Here is an 18162-nt window from a genome sequence, read left to right as displayed (position 1 = left end):
TTGTGAGGCAGCGCGCCACGGCCGTCCTCGGCATGTCGCCCGCTGGGACGTGACTCACGCGCGCCCGGTCAGCTCTGCCGCAGCGCGAACCACAACTCCATGCGTACGTCCGGATCGTCCAGGTCGGTGTCCAACAGCGCGGCGCAGCGGGCGATGCGCTGCCGCACGGTGTTGCGGTGCACGTCCAGCGCCACCGCCGTACGGTCCCAACTCCCGTGCAGCGCCAGCCAGTTGCGCAGGGTCTCGGCGAGTTCGGGCCGGCCGGTGAGGGGCGCGAGGAGCGCGCGGGCGTGTGCCTCGGCCTCCGCGCGCGGCACCAGATCGCCCAGGCCCGGCCGGGCGCCGTGCCGGACCAGCGGGGTGCGGATGGCGCGGGCCCGGGCCAGGGCACGGGCCGCCTGCGCGTCGGCGGCCGTCCACTCCCGCGGCTCCACGGCGGCGCTCACCCCGAGCGTCCACCCGGCCTGCGGCTCCGGCGCCCGCCCGCCCGGCACCAGCACCCGTACGACGTCGTGCCCGAGGTCGACCAGCGGCGAGCCCAGCGCGGCACCGAGCGCGGAGGCCGCGACGGCGTCGGGCAGCTGGGCGTCCGGCCGCGCGTGCACGACCAGCCACTCTCCGGTGCCGAGCAGCGGGGCGACCTCCTCGGGCGGGGAGCCCAGCAGCAGCCGTACGAGAGCGGAGGAACGGGCGGCGCCGGTGCCGCTGTGGTGCTCACCGGTCAGCAGGGACAGCAGCACCGCGGCGACGGAGGCGATGGTGTGGTCGCCGGGGTCGCGCCGGGGTGAGGCCACACCGAGCACGAACCCTTCGCCGGCGCCGAGGGCGTAGACGGCCAGGTGGGTGTCGCCGGCGGTGTCGGTGGCGGAGGTGGCCCTGGGTGCCGTACGCCCCCTCGGCCGCACCACGCCCGAGAGCTCCGCGAGCGCCCCCTTCACCCCCTGCGCCGGCTCCCGGCCCGCCGCCGCGATCTCGGTGCCGTCGGGGCCGTGGAGGACCGCGTGGCCGGCCAGGCGCTGCGCCAGCTGGCGCAGGACCGAGGGGACCGGATCCGGGCGGGAGGCCGCCGCGGCCAGGCTCTGCTGGGCCTCCGTGACCCGGCGGAGTTCGGCCAGGCGGGCCTGGGCCATCAGCTGCCACACCGCGCGGGCCACCCCGGAGAAGGTGGTCTGGGGCGGGACCTCCAGGAGGGGGAGGCCGTAGTGGTCGCAGGCCGCCACCAGGGCGCGCGGGACCGTGTCGTGCACCGGGGCCAGGCCGAAGCCGAGGGCCGCGCCGCCCGCCTCGACGATCCGGGACACATAGGCGTCGAAGTAGTCCCCCAGTCTCGAATTCGCTCGACCGGGGGCGCCCCCATCCGAACCCGCCGCCTCCGGGATGTGCACCCCGGCCGTGAGCAGCAGCTCGCCGCCCAGCAGATACGGGTACGGGTCGGCCATCTCCGAGGTGTGCGCCCAGTGGATCACGACCGGTGGATCGGACGGGCCCGCGATCTGGCGCAGGGCCAGGTCCTCCCGGGCCAGCAGGGCCGAGAGCGGTACCGGTGGGGTCGGTGGGACCGCTGGGGCCACCGGGGCAGTCGTCTCCGGCATGGTGTGCGTTACCTCCATCCCACCCCGTCCATATGGATGAAACGTACACTTCGCAGTCGCTTTCCGGCCACCTAGTGTCAAGTCAGACCGGCGGCCGCGGGTACGGGCGGATGTCCCCGCGATCTGTCGCCGGCTCGTCCCCACTGCACCTGCACGACACGCCACCGGAATGTGCGCGAAGGAGGGCCCCATGGCCGTCGACTACACAGTGATCGTCGTCTATCTCGCCGGCATGCTGGCAATGGGCTGGTGGGGCATGCGCCGCGCCAAGTCCAAGAGCGAGTTCCTGGTGGCGGGCCGCCGCCTGGGCCCGGCCATGTACTCCGGCACCATGGCGGCGATCGTCCTCGGCGGCGCCTCCACCATCGGCGGCGTCGGACTGGGATACCAGTACGGACTGTCCGGCGCGTGGATGGTGTTCACCATCGGCCTCGGCCTGCTCGCCCTGTCCGTGTTCTTCTCCGCCCGCATCGCCCGCCTGAAGGTCTACACCGTCTCCGAGATGCTGGACCTGCGCTACGGCGGCCGGGCGGGTGTCATCTCCGGCGTGGTCATGTGGGCGTACACCCTCATGCTGGCCGTCACCTCGACCATCGCCTACGCCACGATCTTCGACGTCCTGTTCGACATGAACCGGACCGTCGCGATCATCCTCGGCGGCTCGATCGTCGTCGCCTACTCCACCCTCGGCGGCATGTGGTCCATCACGCTGACCGACATGGTCCAGTTCGTGGTGAAGACCATCGGCGTGCTGCTCCTGCTCCTGCCCATCGCCGTGGTCAAGGCGGGCGGCTTCAGCGAGATGAAGGCCAAGCTGCCGACCTCGTACTTCGACCCGCTGGGCATCGGCGGCGAGACGATCTTCACCTACGTCCTGATCTACACGTTCGGCATGCTGATCGGCCAGGACATCTGGCAGCGCGTGTTCACCGCCCGCAGCGACAAGACCGCTAAGTGGGGCGGCACGGTGGCCGGCACCTACTGTCTGGCCTACGCCCTGGCCGGCGCGGTGATCGGCACGGCCGCCAAGGTGCTCTACCCCAAGCTCGGCAGCCCCGACGACGCCTTCGCCACCATCGTCAAGGACGAACTCCCCGTCGGCGTGCGCGGCCTGGTCCTCGCCGCCGCCCTCGCCGCCGTCATGTCCACCTCCTCCGGCGCCCTGATCGCCTGCGCCACCGTCGCCAACAACGACATCTGGTCGCGGCTGCGCGGCATGACCAGGCGGCCGTCCGAGGACCATGACGAGGTCGGCGGCAACCGCCTGTTCATCCTGATCATGGGCGTGGCGGTGATCGGCACCGCGATCGCCCTGAACAACGTGGTCGAGGCGCTCACGGTCGCCTACAACCTCCTCGTCGGCGGACTGCTCGTGCCGATCCTCGGCGGCCTGCTGTGGAAGCGCGGCACGGTGCAGGGCGCGCTGGCCTCGGTCGTCGTCGGCGGCCTGGCGGTGATCGGCCTGATGGCGGGCTACGGCATCCTCGCCAACGAGCCCGTCTACTACGGCCTGCTCGCCTCCCTCGCCGCCTACGTCGTCGTCTCCCTGGCGACCAGGCCCACCGACGAGACCGTCCTCGCCACCTGGCGCGAACGCCTCGCCGGACGGAACCCCGAACTCGCGTCCGAACCGGTCCCGGCTCACCAGTAGAGTCGTAGGGAAAGCAGTACATGCGCGACGAAGCGCAAGAAAGAAGGCATTTGACCATGAGCAGCAACGAGACGCCCCGCGGCCCCGTCGACTCCTCCCGCATCCCGCGGTACGCCGGCCCCGCGACCTTCGCCCGGCTGCCCCGCCTGGACGAGGTCGGCACCGCCGACGTCGCCGTGGTGGGCGTGCCGTTCGACTCCGGCGTCTCGTACCGGCCGGGCGCCCGCTTCGGCGGCAACGCCATCCGCGAGGCGTCCCGGCTGCTGCGCCCGTACAACCCCGCGCAGGACGCCTCCCCCTTCGCCCTGGCGCAGGTGGCGGACGGCGGCGACATCGCCGTGAACCCGTTCAACATCAACGAGGCCGTCGAGACCATCGAGGCCGCGGCGGACGAACTGCTCGGCACCGGCGCCCGCCTGATGACCCTGGGCGGCGACCACACCATCGCCCTGCCGCTCCTGCGCTCGGTGGCGAAGAAGCACGGCCCGGTCGCGCTGCTGCACTTCGACGCCCACCTGGACACCTGGGACACCTACTTCGGCGCCGAGTACACGCACGGAACTCCCTTCCGGCGTGCGGTGGAGGAGGGCATCCTCGACACCTCGGCGCTGTCGCACGTGGGCACCCGCGGCCCGCTGTACGGCAAGCAGGACCTCACCGACGACGAGAAGATGGGCTTCGGCATCGTCACCTCGGCCGACATCTACCGCCGGGGCGCCGACGAGGTGGCCGACCAGCTGCGCCAGCGCATCGGCGACCGCCCGCTGTACATCTCCATCGACATCGACTGCCTCGACCCGGCCCACGCGCCCGGCACGGGCACGCCGGAGGCGGGCGGCATGACCTCCCGCGAGCTGCTGGAGATCCTGCGCGGCCTGGCGTCCTGCAACCTGGTCTCGGCGGACGTGGTGGAGGTCGCGCCGGCCTACGACCACGCCGAGATCACCTCGGTCGCGGCCTCGCACACGGCCTACGAACTGACCACCATCATGAGCCGCCAGATCGCGGCGGCCCGGAAGGACTCGGAAGCGAAGTGACTCACGACCACGACCCGGTACTCCGCCCGACCGAGCAGCAGACGGCGGCCGCGCTGAATCCCCCTCCCGGCCGCAACGGCGGAGACCTGGTCGTGGAAACGCTGGCCGGGCTCGGCGCGACGACGGTCTTCGGCCTGCCCGGCCAGCACGCCCTCGGCATGTTCGACGCCCTGCGCAGGTCCGCTCTGCGCTATGTGGGCCTGCGGGTGGAGAACAACGCGGGCTTCGCGGCGGACGCGTACGGCCGGATCACGGGCGAGGCGGCGCCCCTGCTGCTCTCGACGGGCCCCGGCGCGCTGACGTCGCTGGCCGCGCTGCAGGAGGCGGCGGCGGCCTCGGCTCCCGTGCTGGCGATCAGCAGCCAGATCCCGACGGCGGGCCTGGGCGGCGGCCGCCACGGCTATCTGCACGAACTCCCCGACCAGGCGGCCTCCTTCCGGGGCGTGGTCAAGTCCGTCCACACGGTCCGCACCCAGTCCCAGATCCCGTCCGCGATCGCGGCGGCCTGGAAGTCGGCGCTCACGGCACCGCACGGCCCGGTGTGGGTGGAGATCCCCCAGGACGTCCTGCTCGCTGCGACCACGCTGCCGGTGGTGACGGCACCGGACGCGACCCCCGAGGACCTGGTCCCGCGTCCCGAACTGACGGCGGTGGCCGCCGACTTGCTCTCCCGCGCCGCCCGCCCGGCGATCATCGCGGGCGGCGGGGTCGTACGGTCGGACGCTTCCGGAAAGCTGAGGGCGCTGGCCGAGAGGCTTCAGGCCCCGGTGGTGACGACCTTCGGCGGCAAGGGCGCGTTCCCGTGGGAGCACCCGCTGTCGATGCAGTCCTGGCTGGAGGACCGGTACACGACGGACTTCCTGGAGGACGCGGACGTCCTGCTGGTGGTCGGCTCCGGTCTGGGTGAACTCTCCTCCAACTACCGCACGTTCAAGCCCCGCGGCCGAGTCGTCCAGATCGAGGCCGACCTCGGCAAGCTGGAGTCCAACCACCCCGCGCTGGGCATCCACGCGGACGCACGCCTGGCCCTGCAGGCGCTGCTGGAGACGGTGGAGGAGCGCACGGACGAGTCGGCGCCGGAGCGGGTACGGCGGCTGCTGGAGAAGGTGGCGTCCCGTATCGCGGGCCAGGAACTCACTCTGGAGCAGCAGGTGTTGGGGTCCGTCCGGCGCGCCCTCCCCGCCGGTTCCCCGTCCTTCTGGGACATGACGATCCTGGCGTACTGGGCGTGGTCGGCCTTCGACCCCCGGGGCACGAACCTCATGCACTCCGCGCAGGGCGCCGGCGGCCTCGGCTACGGCTTCCCGGCGGCGCTGGGCGCGGCGGCGGCGGATCCCTCGCGTCCGGTCCTGGCGGTGTCGGGCGACGGCGGCGCGCTCTACTCGGTCGCGGAACTGGCCACGGCGAGGCAGTACGACCTGCCGGTCACCTGGCTGATCGTCGACGACGGCGGCTACGGCATCCTCCGCGAGTACATGACGGACGCCTTCGGCCAGGCGACGGCGACGGAGCTGACGCGCCCGGACTACGTGGCCCTGGCCGAGTCCTTCGGCGTGCCCGGCGTCCGTACGACCCCGGAGACCCTGGAGGAGGACCTCGCGAAGGCCCTGGCGGCACCGGGACCGTCGGTGGTCGTCCTCCCGGCGGTCCTGCGGATGTTCGCGCCGACGCACCTGGGCTAGAACGCTCGGCGTCCGCCTCCCCGAGGGCTGGCGGCTTGCGGTCCGCGGGAGCGGGGATTGGCAGGTTTGTGCCAGGCGGGTCGGGTGAATAGGCAGGTCGGGCTGGTGGCCGAGGGGCTGTGGTGGAACGGATCTGCCAATCGTCGCCGTAGCGTCGACAGCGCAGCGCGCCAAGGGTTCGTCGAGGTCCTTGGCGCGCTGGGTGGGTGTGCGGCTCAGCTGGCGTCCGACGGGTCCAGGCGGTAGATCGTGGACTGCTCGGTAGTGGAGGAAGAGCTTGAAGTCTTGCTGTACGTGCTCTCCTTCAGCAGCGTCCCGTGCTTCTTCACCCAGGACGTCACCTGGGACGACACGCTGTTGTCGGCGCCTGCGGGGCCGCCGCCCGTCATGCCGCCGCCGAGCTGGATGTAGTGCAGCTCGCCCTTTGCGACCAGTTCCTCGAGCTTGGCGACCGTCATCGCCTTGTCCGTGCCGGTGAAGCCCCACATGGAGATGACCGGCACCTCGGCGCTCAGCTCGATCTGGGCCGCGCTCTGGGAGTTGGAGACCGCCAGCAGCCATGTGGCGCCGTCCTGGTGCTTCTTCAGGTAGGCGATCAGCTCGCTGTTCGCGCCGCCCATGCCGCCGCCCGTCATGCCGCCGCCCATCCCGGCTTCCGAACGGCCGCCCGTGCTTCCCGGGCCGCCGTTCGGGGTGCCGGTTCCGCCCGGGGGCGTCGTACCGCCCGAGGCGCCCTGGCCGCCGGGGAGTTCACCGTTCCGGGTGCCGCCCGGGAAGCCGCCGGCCTGCTGTCCGCCGTTCGGCAGCTCCCCGCCGGGGGCGCCACCGGAAGGCCCGGGCGCGGTCCCGCCACCCGGGAAACCGCCCCGGCCGCCGCCCCCGCCAGGGCCGCCGCCGAAGCCGCCGCCCGTCGAGGGGCCTGCCGTCGGGTTCGTGCCGCCCATGCCGCCGCCCGAACCGGACGGCACCGACCAGGCGTACGCCGCCGGGCCCGCGAGGGCCGCGATCACGGCGGCCGCCACGGAGGCGGCGAGCAGCCGTACGCGCTTGCCCGAGCGGAAGACGAACAGGCCGGCGATCGCCACCGCCATGACCACACCGACGGTCGGCCACAGCCAGGTGTTCCAGCCCGAGGCACGGCGGAGCAGGACGACCGACCAGACCGCCGTGACGGCGAGACCGGCCGGCAGGGCCCACGTCCAGCGCTTGTCGGTGCGGAAGGCGCGCAGCAGCAGTACGCCGCCGCCTCCGCACAGCGCCGCGATGCCGGGGGCCAGGGCGGTCGTGTAGTACGGGTGCATCGTGCCCTCGGCGGTCGCGAAGGTCACGTAGTGCAGCACCGTCCAGCCGCCCCAGAGGACGAGCGCGGCCCGGGTGGGATCGGTGCGCGGGGCCCGGCCGCACAGGATCAGGCCGCAGACGAGGGCGAGGGCCGAGAAGGGGAGCAGCCAGGAGATCTGGCCGCCGAGGATGTCGTTGAACATCCGGCCGAGACCCGCGGAGCCGGAGAAGCCGCCTCCGCCGCCCCCGCCTCCGCCGCCGTTGCCCTCGCCGCCGAAGATCCGGCCTAGGCCGTTGTAGCCCATGATCAGGTTCCAGGCCGTGCCGTCCGTCGAACCGCCGATGTACGGCCGTTCGGAGGCGGGGACGAGGGACACGGCGACCGCCCACCAGAAGCTGGAGACCGCCAGGGCCACGCCGGCGAGCAGCAGGTTCGCGATCCGCCGTACGAGCTTCGGGCGCGCCGCGAGCAGGTAGACCGCGAAGACGGCGGGGAGCGCGATGCAGCCCGCCAGCATTTTGGTGTTGAAGGCCAGGCCGAAGCACACCGCCGAGCCGAGCAGGGGCAGCAGGCGGCCGTTCGCCACCGCGCGCAGGGCCAGCGCCGCGCCCGCGACCATCAGCAGGACGAGGATCGTGTCGGGGTTGTTGTCCCGGTTGATGGCGACCGTGATCGGGGTGAGTGCGAGGACCAGCGCGGCCACCGCTGCCGCAGCGTGCCCGAACGTCCGCTTCACGGACGAGTGCAGGATCCAGATCGCGGCGAGCCCGGCCACGACCTCCGGCAGCATCATCTGCCAGGTGCCGGAGCCGAAGATCCGGCACGACAGGCTCATGACCATGTCGGCGAACGGCGGTTTGTCGACGGTGAGGAAGTTCCCGGCGTCGAGTGAGCCGAAGAACCACGCCTTCCAGTTCTGTGTGCCGCTGTAGACGGCCGCGCTGTAGAAGCTGTTGAGGCCGGCGCCCGAGAGGTTCCAGGTGTAGAGCACGGCCGCCAGCAGCTCGATCGCGAGCAGCGCGGGCAGCGACCAGCGGGGGGCGCGGTCCGGCGGTACGGCGTCCGGGGCCGGCGGACCGGGGGTCGCGGCCGTGGTCGCGGTCGTCGGGTGGGGAAGGGGATCGGTGGCAGATGTCACCAGTGCACCATGCAGACCGGCGATGGGCGCGGGCTGTGGTGCACCTGGGTGGAAGCTGTGGGTCGGTGAGAGCCGGGTAGGGCGGCCCCGGCACGGCTCAGGACAGTAGCTGGGAGAACTTGTCCCGGAATGTGGTGATCTGAGCGTCGTAGCCCGCCTTGAACTCGGCGAACGCCGCGGGGCTCAAGCCGCCGTGCGGCACGTTTCCCTTCTCCAGGAAGTCCGGTATCGACCGGAATGCCGCGGCCGCCGCCTCCCAGTTCTTGCCGCCGTTGTTGACGCGAGCCTTCACGAGGAGGGCGTACAGGTCCCCTCTCGCCTTGTCTATACGGCCCTGCGGGTGGGTCTTTGTGTCCGAATCGTCAAGTGTGCGCAGTTTGTCGTCCGCCCCCGCGGCGAGGCGCAGCACGGCCAGCGCCGCGAACAGCCGCCCCGACTGTCTGAGTTGACTTTCCCTCTGTCCCGGCATGAATGAATCATTGCCCTCCGGGGGGCTGTCGGAACGCGCCGCCTGGGAACATGCGTACAACTTCCGGCCGCTTCGGCGAGTCAACCCAACAGGCGCAGGTGTGCGCCCACTCCACGTTCCCAGGGGGACCTTCCCATGACCCACCGCATGACCCGACGCGCCAGACTGCTGGCGGCAGCGCTCGGCGCCGGCGTGCTGATACCCACCGTGGCCGCCGCCACCCCGGCCGCCGCGGCCACGCCCACCGTCAGCTGTACGTCCGCCAAGGCGGGCCTCGCCGCCAAGCTGCAGAAGGACATCACGGCCGCCCTGGCCACCCGCAAGGGCACGGTCGCGATCGGCCTGTACGACCGCAGCACCAGCACCACCTGCACCCTGCGCGCCACCAGCTCCTACGACTCGGCCAGCACCGTCAAGGTCACCGTGCTCGCCACGCTGCTGTGGGACGCCAAGAAGCACAACCGCTATCTGACCGACCGTGAGGTCACGCTCACCAAGGCCATGATCACCAAGTCGGACAACGACGCGACGACCGCGCTGTGGAAGCAGCTCGGGCTCACCAAGATCAAGGGCTTCCTCGCCGCCGCCGGGATGACGAAGACCGTGCCGGGTGCGAACGGCTACTGGGGTCTGACCCAGGAGAACGTCACCGACGAGCAGAAGCTGCTCAAGCTCGTCACGGCCAAGAACAGCGTGCTGAGCGACAACTCCCGCGCGTACATCCTGAAGCTGATGGGCCAGGTCATCTCCTCGCAGCGCTGGGGCACCCCGGCCGGTGCGCCGTCCACGGTCTCCGTGCACGTCAAGAACGGCTGGCTGCAGCGCGCGACGCACGGCTGGCGGGTGCACAGCCTCGGCACCTTCAACGGCGCCGGCCACGACTACATGATCTCGGTGCTGACGCAGGACAACAGCACCATGGACTACGGCGTCACCACCATCCAGAACGTCGCCAAGGCCATCCACAGGGACATCGTGCCGACGACGTCGACCACCCAGGTCTACACGCCGACCAGCCGGCCCACCGAGGCGTTCGTCGCGGTGCCGCCGCAGGGCTGACGCCGCACAAGGCGATTCACAAGGTGGTTCACGAGGCGGTCTCCCGCAGGACACCCGCCCGCCCTACGGTGACGGGCATGCGCCTGAGAACCGTACTCGCCACCCTGACCGCCGGCCTGGCGGCGGCCACCTCCCTGGCCGCCGCCGGGCCCGCCGGCGCCGACTCCGCGAGCGGCAACGCCTGTTCGCCGTCGGTCTCCGTCGACCGCTTCTCCGACGCGCTCGACAAGACGACGTACGACGGCACCTTCGTCGGCAACTTCTCCGCGCTCGCGGTGGACCGGGACGGCTCGCCGGTCGCGCTGGAGGACCGTTCCTCCCTATTCACCCTGGACCCGCAGACGCTCCAGCCGAGGTCCGCCGTCCACCTCGCCGACGAGAAGGGCGCCGACCTCGACTCCGAGGGCCTGGTCGTCGACCGGGACGGCACCCGGCTGATCAGCTCCGAGACCGAGCCGTCCGTCCGCCGCTACTCGGCCGACGGCGAGATCCTCGACCGGCTCCGGTCCCGTCCTCCCTGCTGGTCTCCCCGGCCGGCCGCGCCACCGCCAACCAGACCTTCGAAGGCCTGACCCTGCTGCCCGGCGGCCACACGCTGCTGGCGTCCATGGAGGGCGCGCTCTCGGGCGACTCGACGGGGATCGTCCGCTTCCAGACCTGGCGGCGCACGAAGGGCGGCCACTTCCGTCTCTCGGCCCAGTACGCCTACCGCGCCGACGCCGGCCTCGGCGTCCCCGAGGTCCAGGCCACGCCCGACGGCCGCCTCCTCGTCCTGGAACGCGGCTTCACCTCCGGCGTCGGCAACACCGTCCGCCTCTACCTGGCCGACCTCCGCCACGCGACCGACACCAGCGGTGTCGAGAACCTGACGGGACAGCCTTCCGTCCACCTGATCAAGAAGACCCTGCTGGCGGACATCGCCGCCTGCCCGTCCCTCGGCGCCACGGCCAAGCAGCCCCAGCCGAATCCCCTGCTGGACAACATCGAGGGCATGACGATCACCGGCCGCGACCGCAAGGGCCGCCTGAAGGTCCTCCTGGTCAGCGACGACAACCAGAACCCGGCCCAGACGACCAGGTTCTATTACCTGCGGGTACGCGTCTGATCCCGCCCCCGCTTTGTTGCGGGGGGATGAAATCCGCCCCCGTCCGCGTTGGTGTCTTCCGGTAGGGCAGGTCGACAGGAAGGCACCGGCGTGGCAGCGCAGCGGGGATGGGCACGACGCCTGGCGGCGTACGCCTGGCGGTATCCGAAGGACGTCGTCCTCGCCCTCGGCTCCTCCCTGGCCGGCATGGCCGTCATGGCCGTCGTCCCGCTGATCACCAAGGTGATCATCGACGACGTGATCGGGAACCACACCCGCTCCATGGCCCCCTGGGCCGGCGCCCTGATCGGCGCGGCCCTGCTCGTCTACGCCTCGGCCTACATCCGCCGTTACTACGGCGGCCGTCTCGCCCTCGACGTCCAGCACGACCTGCGGACCGGGATGTACGGCACGATCACCCGCCTCGACGGCCGCCGCCAGGACGAGCTGTCCACGGGACAGGTCGTCGGCCGCGCCACCAGCGACCTGCAGCTGATCCAGGGCCTGCTCTTCATGCTCCCGATGACCATCGGGAACGTCCTGCTCTTCGTGATCTCCCTGGTGATCATGGCGTGGCTGTCGCTGCCGCTGACCCTGGTCGCCCTCGCCGTCGCGCCCGCGCTGGGCTGGATCGCCAAGCGCAGCCGCAGCAAGCTCCACCCCGCCACCTGGTACGCCCAGGCGCAGGCCGCCGCCGTCGCGGGCGTGGTCGACGGCGCCGTCAGCGGCGTACGCGTGGTGAAGGGCTTCGGGCAGGAGGAGCAGGAGACCGGCAAGCTCAGGGAGGTCGGGCGCAGGCTCTTCGCCGGGCGGCTGCGCACGATCCGGCTGAACAGCAGGTTCACGCCCGCCCTCCAGGCCGTACCCGCCCTCGGCCAGGTCGCCATGCTGGCCCTCGGCGGCTGGCTGGCCGTCCGCGGGCACATCACGCTCGGCACCTTCGTCGCCTTCTCCAGCTACCTCGCCCAGCTGGTCGGCCCGGTCCGCATGCTCGCGGTGGTCCTCACCGTCGGCCAGCAGGCCCGCGCCGGCACCGAGCGCGTCCTGGAGCTGATCGACACCGAGCCGACCATGCGGGACGGCACCAAGGAGCTGCCCGCCGACGCGCCCGCGACCGTCGAGTTCGACGACGTGTCCTTCGGGTACGACAGCGGATCCAAGGTGCTGGACGGGCTGAGCTTCGAGATCCGGGCCGGTGAGACCCTCGCCGTCGTCGGCTCCTCCGGTTCCGGCAAGTCCACCCTCTCCCTGCTGCTGCCGCGCTTCTACGACGTCACCCACGGCGCGGTCCTGATCGGCGGCCACGACGTCCGCGAGCTCACCCTGGACAGCCTGCGCGCCGCGATCGGGCTCGTCCCGGAGGACTCCTTCCTCTTCTCCGACACCGTGCGCAACAACATCGCGTACGGCCGCCCGGACGCCACCCAGGAGGAGATCGAGGCCGCCGCCCGCGCCGCCCAGGCGGACCGTTTCATCACCGCGCTGCCCGCGGGCTACGACACCAAGGTCGGCGAGCAGGGCCTGACCCTCTCCGGCGGTCAGCGCCAGCGCGTCGCGCTCGCCCGCGCCCTGCTCACCGACCCGCGGCTGCTCGTCCTCGACGACGCCACCTCCGCCGTCGACGCCCGCGTGGAACACGAGATCCACGAGGCCCTCAAGCACGTGATGGAGGGCCGTACCACCCTGCTGATCGCGCATCGCCGCTCCACCCTCAACCTCGCCGACCGCATCGCCGTCCTCGACGGCGGCCGGCTCGCCGACGTCGGCACCCACGAGGAACTCCAGGAGCGGTCCGCCCTCTACCGCCGGCTGCTCACCGACCCGGACGAGCTGGGCGGGGTCTCCCCGGGCCACGCCGAGCCCGCCCTGCCCCAGGAGGACACCTCCGTCCGCGAGGAGCTGGACGCCGAGTTCGACGCCGAGCGGGGCGTGACCCCCAGGCTGTGGACGGGCGACCGGGAACCGAAGGACCAGGCGCTCTCCGGCACCCCGGCCACCCCGGAACTCCTCGCCCAGGTGGAGGCGCTGCCCCCGGCCACCGACACCCCCGGCATCGACGAGGCCCGGGCGGTCCTGCCGGAGGACTCCTACGGCCTGCGCCGCCTGCTGCGCGGCTTCGGCCTGCCGCTGCTGCTCAGCCTGCTGCTGGTCGCCGTGGACGCGGGCGCGGGCCTGCTGCTGCCGGTGCTGATCCGGCACGGCATCGACTCGGGCGTGACGAAGATGGCCATCGGGGCCATCTGGTCCGCGTCCCTGCTGGCCCTGCTCACCGTCCTCGTCCAGTGGGCCGCGCAGATCGGCGAGACCCGCATGACGGGCCGTACCGGCGAGCGGGTGCTGTACGCGCTGCGGCTGAAGATCTTCGCCCAGCTCCAGCGGCTGGGGCTCGACTACTACGAGCGCGAGCTGACCGGCCGGATCATGACCCGGATGACGACCGACGTCGATGCCCTGTCGACGTTCCTGCAGACGGGTCTCGTCACGGCGTTCGTCTCGGTCGTCACCTTCTTCGGCATCATGGTCGCCCTGCTGGTGATCGACCTCCAGCTCGCCCTGGTGGTCTTCGCGACGCTGCCCCCGCTGATCGTCGCGACCTTCTTCTTCCGCCGGGCGAGCGTGAAGGCGTACGAACTCGCACGCGAGCGCGTCTCGGTGGTCAACGCCGATCTGCAGGAGTCGGTCGCCGGCCTGCGGATCGTGCAGGCCTTCCGGCGCGAGCGGGACGGCGGGCGGCGGTTCGCCGAGCGCAGCGACAGCTACCGGCGCGCCCGCATCCGCGGTCAGTGGCTGATCTCCGTGTACTTCCCGTTCGTGCAGCTCCTGTCGTCGGTCGCGGCGGCCTCGGTGCTGATCGCGGGCGCGGGCCGGGTTCAGGCGGCCACCCTGACGACCGGCGCCCTGGTCGCCTACCTCCTCTACATCGACCTGTTCTTCGCGCCGGTCCAGCAGCTGTCCCAGGTCTTCGACGGCTACCAGCAGGCCACCGTCTCCCTGGGCCGCATCCAGGAGCTGCTGCGCGAGCCGACGTCCACGAAGTCGGCGGACGAGCCGCGGGAAGTGCTGTCCCTGCGCGGGGACATCGCCTTCGAGGGCGTGCACTTCGCCTACGGCGACGACGAAGAGGCGCTCGCCGGCATCGAGTTGACGATCCCGGCCGGGCAGACGGTGGCCTTCGTCGGCGAGACGGGCGCCGGCAAGTCGACCCTCGTCAAGCTGGTCGCGCGGTTCTACGACCCCACCGCAGGGCGGGTCACGGTCGACGGCACGGATCTGCGCGCCCTGGACCTGACCTCGTACCGGCACCGGCTGGGAGTCGTCCCGCAGGAGGCGTACCTGTTCCCCGGCACGGTCCGGGACGCCATCGCCTACGGCCGCCCGGACGCCACCGACGCCGAGGTGGAGGCGGCGGCGCGGGCGGTCGGCGCGCACGAGATGATCGCCACGCTGGAGGGCGGCTATCTGCACGAGGTCGCCGAACGCGGCCGCAACCTGTCGGCCGGCCAGCGCCAGCTGATCGCGCTCGCCCGCGCCGAGCTGGTCGACCCGGACATCCTGCTCCTCGACGAGGCCACGGCCGCGCTGGACCTGGCCACGGAGGCCCAGGTCAACCAGGCCACCGACCGTCTGGCGGGGCGGCGTACGACGCTGGTGGTCGCCCACCGGCTGACCACGGCGGCCCGCGCGGACCGGGTGGTGGTGATGGACCACGGCCGGGTCGCGGAGGACGGCAGCCACGACGAACTCCTCGCCCGCGACGGCCGGTACGCCGAACTGTGGCGCACCTTCGTCGGCCGCCCGGAGCCGGAGGAGCCGGTCACCGCCTCCCGCTGACGGCCCGCCGGCCTCTCCGGCGCCCCCCTTCGACGCGTGTCGCTGACGGCCGTGCAACCATCCGGCATACGCCGTGCGTCCGTACATCAGTACGGAAGCCGGGGGAGCGCGACCGTGGTACGGGGAGGATCGAAGTGGACAGTGGTGGGATACGCCGGCGCCTGGCGCTCGGTGCGGCCGTGTTGGCGGCGAGCGGGGCGCTCGCCCTGGTGACGTCCGGCACCGCCCAGGCGGGCACGGTCGGCGGCTGTGCCGGGCACGAGGTGCGGACCCTGCCGTTCAGCAGCGGGGTCACCCACGTCTACAAGCACGACGGGTACGTGTGCGCCATCACGGTCGCCCGGCACCCCGGATCCGCCCGGACGATGTCCGTCAGCGTCCAGGCCCGCGGCAACCGCCCGGTCGTCGACAAGGGCGTCTACCGGCACCACGCGGGGCCGGTGACGGTCCACGCCGGCCACCGCTGCGTGTGGATCAAGGGCGCGGTGGGGCCCCGGGGGTCGGTCAGCTCGGGGTGGATCCTGTGCTGACGGCCCGCGCGGTCAGCCCGCTTCCGGGAGCCTCGCGAACGCCTTGTGGAACCCCGGGAACGTCTTGCGGACGCAGCCGGGATCGTCGTACGACAGGCCGGGGGTGCGCAGGCCGGTCACCGCGAAGGACATCACGATGCGGTGGTCCCCGAAGGTCCTGATCCCGGTGCCGGGCGCGGGCCTGCCGGGCCGGATCTCGATCCAGTCGGGACCGGTCGCCACCGGCACACCGAGCCTGCGCAGATTGTCCGCGCAGGCCTCCAGACGGTCGCACTCCTTCACCCGGGCGTTGGCCACGTCCTCGATGCGGACCGGGCCGGAGGCGAACGGCGCGATCGCGGCAAGCGTCGGCATGGTGTCGGAGACGTCCCGCATGTTCACCGGGTTCCTCCGAGGATGCCCCGGCCTTCGGGCCGGGGAGGAATCGGACTCCTGCGGAGCAGGGCAGGGGTAGCGGGATCGCGGTCAGGGCGATCCGGCGTCCGCCCCGCACGGCGGTGATGCCGCCCACGATGATCGAGAGCTCTCAACTGTCAGTGCTCTCAGGTAGGTTCGGATGCATGACGACGGAGGCGATCACGAAGGACGCCGGGCATGCCCGGTACACCTTCCGTGTGCGCCTGTCGAACACGGCCAGGCGCCGGCTCGAAGCCGAGTGGGCGCGCTGCCGGTGGATCTGGAATGAGTGCGTCGCGAAGTCCCGGCAGGTCCACGTGCAGGGCAAAGCGGGTGGCGAGAAGCTGACGTGTGGTCCGGGGCAGTTGGACAGGATGCTGACCGAGGCCCGCGGGGCGACGCCCTGGCTGGCTGAGGGCGCGAGCGTGCCGCAGCAGCAGGTGATTCGGGACTTCGCCAGGTCGAGGGCGAAAGCGCTGAAGGACATCAAGGACCGGTTGCCGATGCACCGGCGGGCCGGGATGCCCAGGTGGAAGAAGAAGCGGGAGGCGCGGTGCAGCCTCAACTACACCCGGCGCGGTTTCCGCCTCAGGGACGGCCGCCTGCACCTTGCGGGCGGGATCGTGCTGAGGGTGGTGTGGTCGCGGGAGCTTCCGGCCGACCCGTCGAGTGTGCGGGTGTTCCAGGACACGCTCGGACATTGGTATGTGTCCTTCGTCGTTCCCGCGCAGAGCGAACCGCTCGCCCCGACGGGGCGCGTGCTCGGGGTGGACTGGGGTGTGAAGGAGACCGCCACCACCACCGACGACGCCTACGATCTCCCCCATGCCGAGCACGGCAGGCGGGCCGCGCAGCGGCTGGCGAGGTACCAGCGGATGATGGCCCGGCGTCGGCCTTCGAAGGGACAGCCCGCATCCGCCGGCTACCGGAAGGCGCAGGCCCAGGCGGCGAAGCTGCACAAGAAGGTGGCGAGGCGGCGGGAGGACACCGCCCGCAAGTGGGCCAAGTCCGTGATGCGCGGCCATGACGGGGTTGCGGTGGAGGACTTCAGGCCGAGGTTCCTGGCGAAGACCACCATGGCCCGCAAGGCGGCCGATGCCGCCATCGCCGCGACGAAGCGTGCCCTGTGCGAGATGGGCCGCAAGCACGGGCGGGACGTCCGTCTCGTGCACCCGGCGCACACCACGATGGACTGTGCCAAGTGCGGAGCGAGAACCAAGCACGCACTGCCTCTGTCGATGAGAACGTATACCTGCACCGTGTGCGGAGCGGTGTCCCCCAGGGACAAGAACTCCGCCCGCGTGATGCTGGTCCGGGCAGGTTGGAACCCGGACGGTGTCGAGGGCGTAAGACCACCCGAGCCGCCGGCTCCGGTGGCGGCCTGAGCCGTAAATCCCCGCTCAGCCCTGGAGGGCGACGCATTCCCCTCCCTTCAGGGAGGGGAGCCTTCAAGGTGAGACCGCGCAGAACTCCCGTGCCGCGCACGGTCGTCCGGTCCGCCGTGATCTCCACCTCGGCGCCCATCCGCCGCAGCACCTCCACGAAGCGGAGATCGCCCTGGAGCGCACCGGTGCCGAGGCCCGGCACGGTCACCTCGCGGCCCGGCGTGACGGCGGCCGCGGCGAAGAAGTAGCTCGCGGTGGAGGCGTCCGGCTCGATGGCGTAGGCGGTGGCGCGGTAGCCGCCGGCCGGGACGTCGTAGACCTCGCCGTCGCGCACCACCTCCACGCCGAACGCCCCTTGCGGGTCAGCGGGCCCAGCAGGAGCAGCGCGGTCAGGTACTGGGAGGACTGGCCGGCGTCCAGCACGACCTCGCCGCCCTCGACACCGGCCGCCCGGACGGTGAGCGGATGGTGCCCCTCGGCCTCCTCGTGCCGCAGGTCGACGGCGAGGTCGCGCAGGGCGCGGGTGAGCGGGCCGAGGGGACGGCGGCGCATCCGCGGGGAGGCGTCGAAGCGGAAGGTGCCGTGTCCGGCGGCGGCCAGGACGGGCAGGAAGCGGGCGGTGGTGGCGCCGTCACGGCAGTGGACGCCGGCCTCGGCGAGCGCCGGTCCCTGCGGGCGGCCGTCCACCTGCCAGGCCTCCGCGGTACGGCCCACCCGGTAGCCGAGGCGGGTCAGGCCCTCGGCGAAGCCCTCGGTGTCGTCGGAGCTCAGGGGGCCCAGGAGCGTGCTGACGCCGTCGGCGGCGGCCGCGAGGAACAGGGCGCGGGCGGTGATGGACTTGGAACCGGGGACGGCTACTGCGGGCATGCCCGCATGATGGCTGGTTCGTCCGCACTCCGGTCATGACCGTCCAGGAGGTGGACGTGCCGCCGGACGGGGGAACCCGGCGCGCGCCGGACTCGTCCAACGCGCGGGTTGCCGGACGGGTCTTCCGTGCCGTGGTGTCGGCCCTTCGCGACTGGCCGC

10 protein-coding genes and 3 pseudogenes are annotated in these 18162 nt (G+C 72.1%); 8 read left to right on the top strand and 5 right to left on the bottom strand.

Going from position 1 to position 18162, the window contains the following annotated elements; genetic code table 11:
• Positions 1 to 68: 68 nt before the first annotated feature.
• Positions 69 to 1610 (bottom strand): PucR family transcriptional regulator, encoded by a 1542-nt coding sequence (locus ACIBJF_RS04660; protein WP_399172221.1) that lies wholly within the window; start codon positions 1608 to 1610, stop codon positions 69 to 71.
• Positions 1611 to 1782: 172 nt separating this feature from the next.
• Between ACIBJF_RS04660 and ACIBJF_RS04655 the strand changes: the two genes are divergently transcribed.
• From ACIBJF_RS04655 to ACIBJF_RS04645, 3 genes are read left to right on the top strand one after another with little or no spacing between them, the layout of a single operon-like run.
• Positions 1783 to 3243, top strand: coding sequence for a sodium:solute symporter (locus tag ACIBJF_RS04655; RefSeq protein WP_399172220.1), 1461 nt, complete (start codon positions 1783 to 1785; stop codon positions 3241 to 3243).
• Between the two features lie 56 nt (positions 3244 to 3299).
• Positions 3300 to 4280: an agmatinase gene (gene speB / locus ACIBJF_RS04650; RefSeq protein WP_356312435.1), complete on the top strand. Its 981-nt coding sequence runs from the start codon at positions 3300 to 3302 to the stop codon at positions 4278 to 4280.
• The gene (locus ACIBJF_RS04645) at positions 4277 to 5962 is read left to right on the top strand and encodes a thiamine pyrophosphate-binding protein (protein WP_399172219.1); all 1686 of its coding nucleotides are present in this window, start codon (positions 4277 to 4279) and stop codon (positions 5960 to 5962) included. The genes speB and ACIBJF_RS04645 overlap by 4 nt, the downstream gene beginning before the upstream one ends.
• A 215-nt stretch (positions 5963 to 6177) precedes the next feature.
• Here the strand turns inward: ACIBJF_RS04645 and ACIBJF_RS04640 are convergent, their stop codons facing one another.
• Both ACIBJF_RS04640 and ACIBJF_RS04635 read right to left on the bottom strand, forming a co-directional pair.
• Entirely contained in the window at positions 6178 to 8382 is a 2205-nt protein-coding gene (locus tag ACIBJF_RS04640) for a glycosyltransferase family 39 protein (protein ID WP_399172218.1), read from the bottom strand.
• A gap of 97 nt (positions 8383 to 8479) precedes the next feature.
• Entirely contained in the window at positions 8480 to 8851 is a 372-nt protein-coding gene (locus ACIBJF_RS04635; RefSeq protein WP_399172217.1) for a hypothetical protein, read from the bottom strand.
• Positions 8852 to 8986: 135 nt separating this feature from the next.
• On the opposite strand from ACIBJF_RS04635, the gene ACIBJF_RS04630 reads away from it, so the two are divergent.
• The 4 genes and pseudogenes from ACIBJF_RS04630 to ACIBJF_RS04615 all read left to right on the top strand — a co-directional run bounded on the left by ACIBJF_RS04630 (position 8987) and on the right by ACIBJF_RS04615 (position 15355).
• Positions 8987 to 9910 carry a serine hydrolase gene (locus tag ACIBJF_RS04630; RefSeq protein WP_399172216.1) on the top strand — a complete coding sequence of 308 codons (924 nt, stop codon included), beginning with the start codon at positions 8987 to 8989 and terminating at the stop codon, positions 9908 to 9910.
• 77 nt (positions 9911 to 9987) lie between these two features.
• Positions 9988 to 11015 (top strand): annotated as a pseudogene (locus ACIBJF_RS04625) (esterase-like activity of phytase family protein).
• A 90-nt stretch (positions 11016 to 11105) separates the two neighbouring features.
• Positions 11106 to 14825 carry an ABC transporter ATP-binding protein gene (locus tag ACIBJF_RS04620; protein WP_399172215.1) on the top strand — a complete coding sequence of 1240 codons (3720 nt, stop codon included), beginning with the start codon at positions 11106 to 11108 and terminating at the stop codon, positions 14823 to 14825.
• A gap of 134 nt (positions 14826 to 14959) precedes the next feature.
• The gene (locus ACIBJF_RS04615; protein ID WP_351808544.1) at positions 14960 to 15355 is read left to right on the top strand and encodes a hypothetical protein; all 396 of its coding nucleotides are present in this window, start codon (positions 14960 to 14962) and stop codon (positions 15353 to 15355) included.
• A 12-nt stretch (positions 15356 to 15367) separates the two neighbouring features.
• Here ACIBJF_RS04615 and ACIBJF_RS04610 read toward each other — a convergent pair.
• A pseudogene (locus ACIBJF_RS04610) lies at positions 15368 to 15754 on the bottom strand (3-phosphoshikimate 1-carboxyvinyltransferase); the annotation flags it as partial.
• A 161-nt stretch (positions 15755 to 15915) separates the two neighbouring features.
• Here ACIBJF_RS04610 and ACIBJF_RS04605 point away from each other — a divergent pair.
• Positions 15916 to 17136 (top strand): RNA-guided endonuclease InsQ/TnpB family protein, encoded by a 1221-nt coding sequence (locus ACIBJF_RS04605; RefSeq protein WP_399172213.1) that lies wholly within the window; start codon positions 15916 to 15918, stop codon positions 17134 to 17136.
• 64 nt (positions 17137 to 17200) lie between these two features.
• Here the strand turns inward: ACIBJF_RS04605 and ACIBJF_RS04600 are convergent.
• A pseudogene (locus ACIBJF_RS04600) lies at positions 17201 to 18003 on the bottom strand (3-phosphoshikimate 1-carboxyvinyltransferase); the annotation flags it as partial.
• Positions 18004 to 18162 lie beyond the last annotated feature (159 nt).

It is taken from the genome of Streptomyces sp. NPDC050743 (assembly GCF_044456925.1).
Lineage (GTDB): Bacteria > Actinomycetota > Actinomycetes > Streptomycetales > Streptomycetaceae > Streptomyces.
The sequence above is the reverse complement of the archived record's forward strand: the minus strand, read 5'-3'. Positions and strand labels throughout refer to the sequence as shown.

Coding starts and splice junctions, on each gene's coding strand:
- ACIBJF_RS04660 (WP_399172221.1), bottom strand. CDS start 1,610: ATGGAGGTAACGCACACCATGCCGGAGACGACTGCCCCGGTGGCCCCA.
- ACIBJF_RS04655 (WP_399172220.1), top strand. CDS start 1,783: ATGGCCGTCGACTACACAGTGATCGTCGTCTATCTCGCCGGCATGCTG.
- speB (WP_356312435.1), top strand. CDS start 3,300: ATGAGCAGCAACGAGACGCCCCGCGGCCCCGTCGACTCCTCCCGCATC.
- ACIBJF_RS04635 (WP_399172217.1), bottom strand. CDS start 8,851: ATGCCGGGACAGAGGGAAAGTCAACTCAGACAGTCGGGGCGGCTGTTC.
- ACIBJF_RS04630 (WP_399172216.1), top strand. CDS start 8,987: ATGACCCACCGCATGACCCGACGCGCCAGACTGCTGGCGGCAGCGCTC.
- ACIBJF_RS04605 (WP_399172213.1), top strand. CDS start 15,916: ATGACGACGGAGGCGATCACGAAGGACGCCGGGCATGCCCGGTACACC.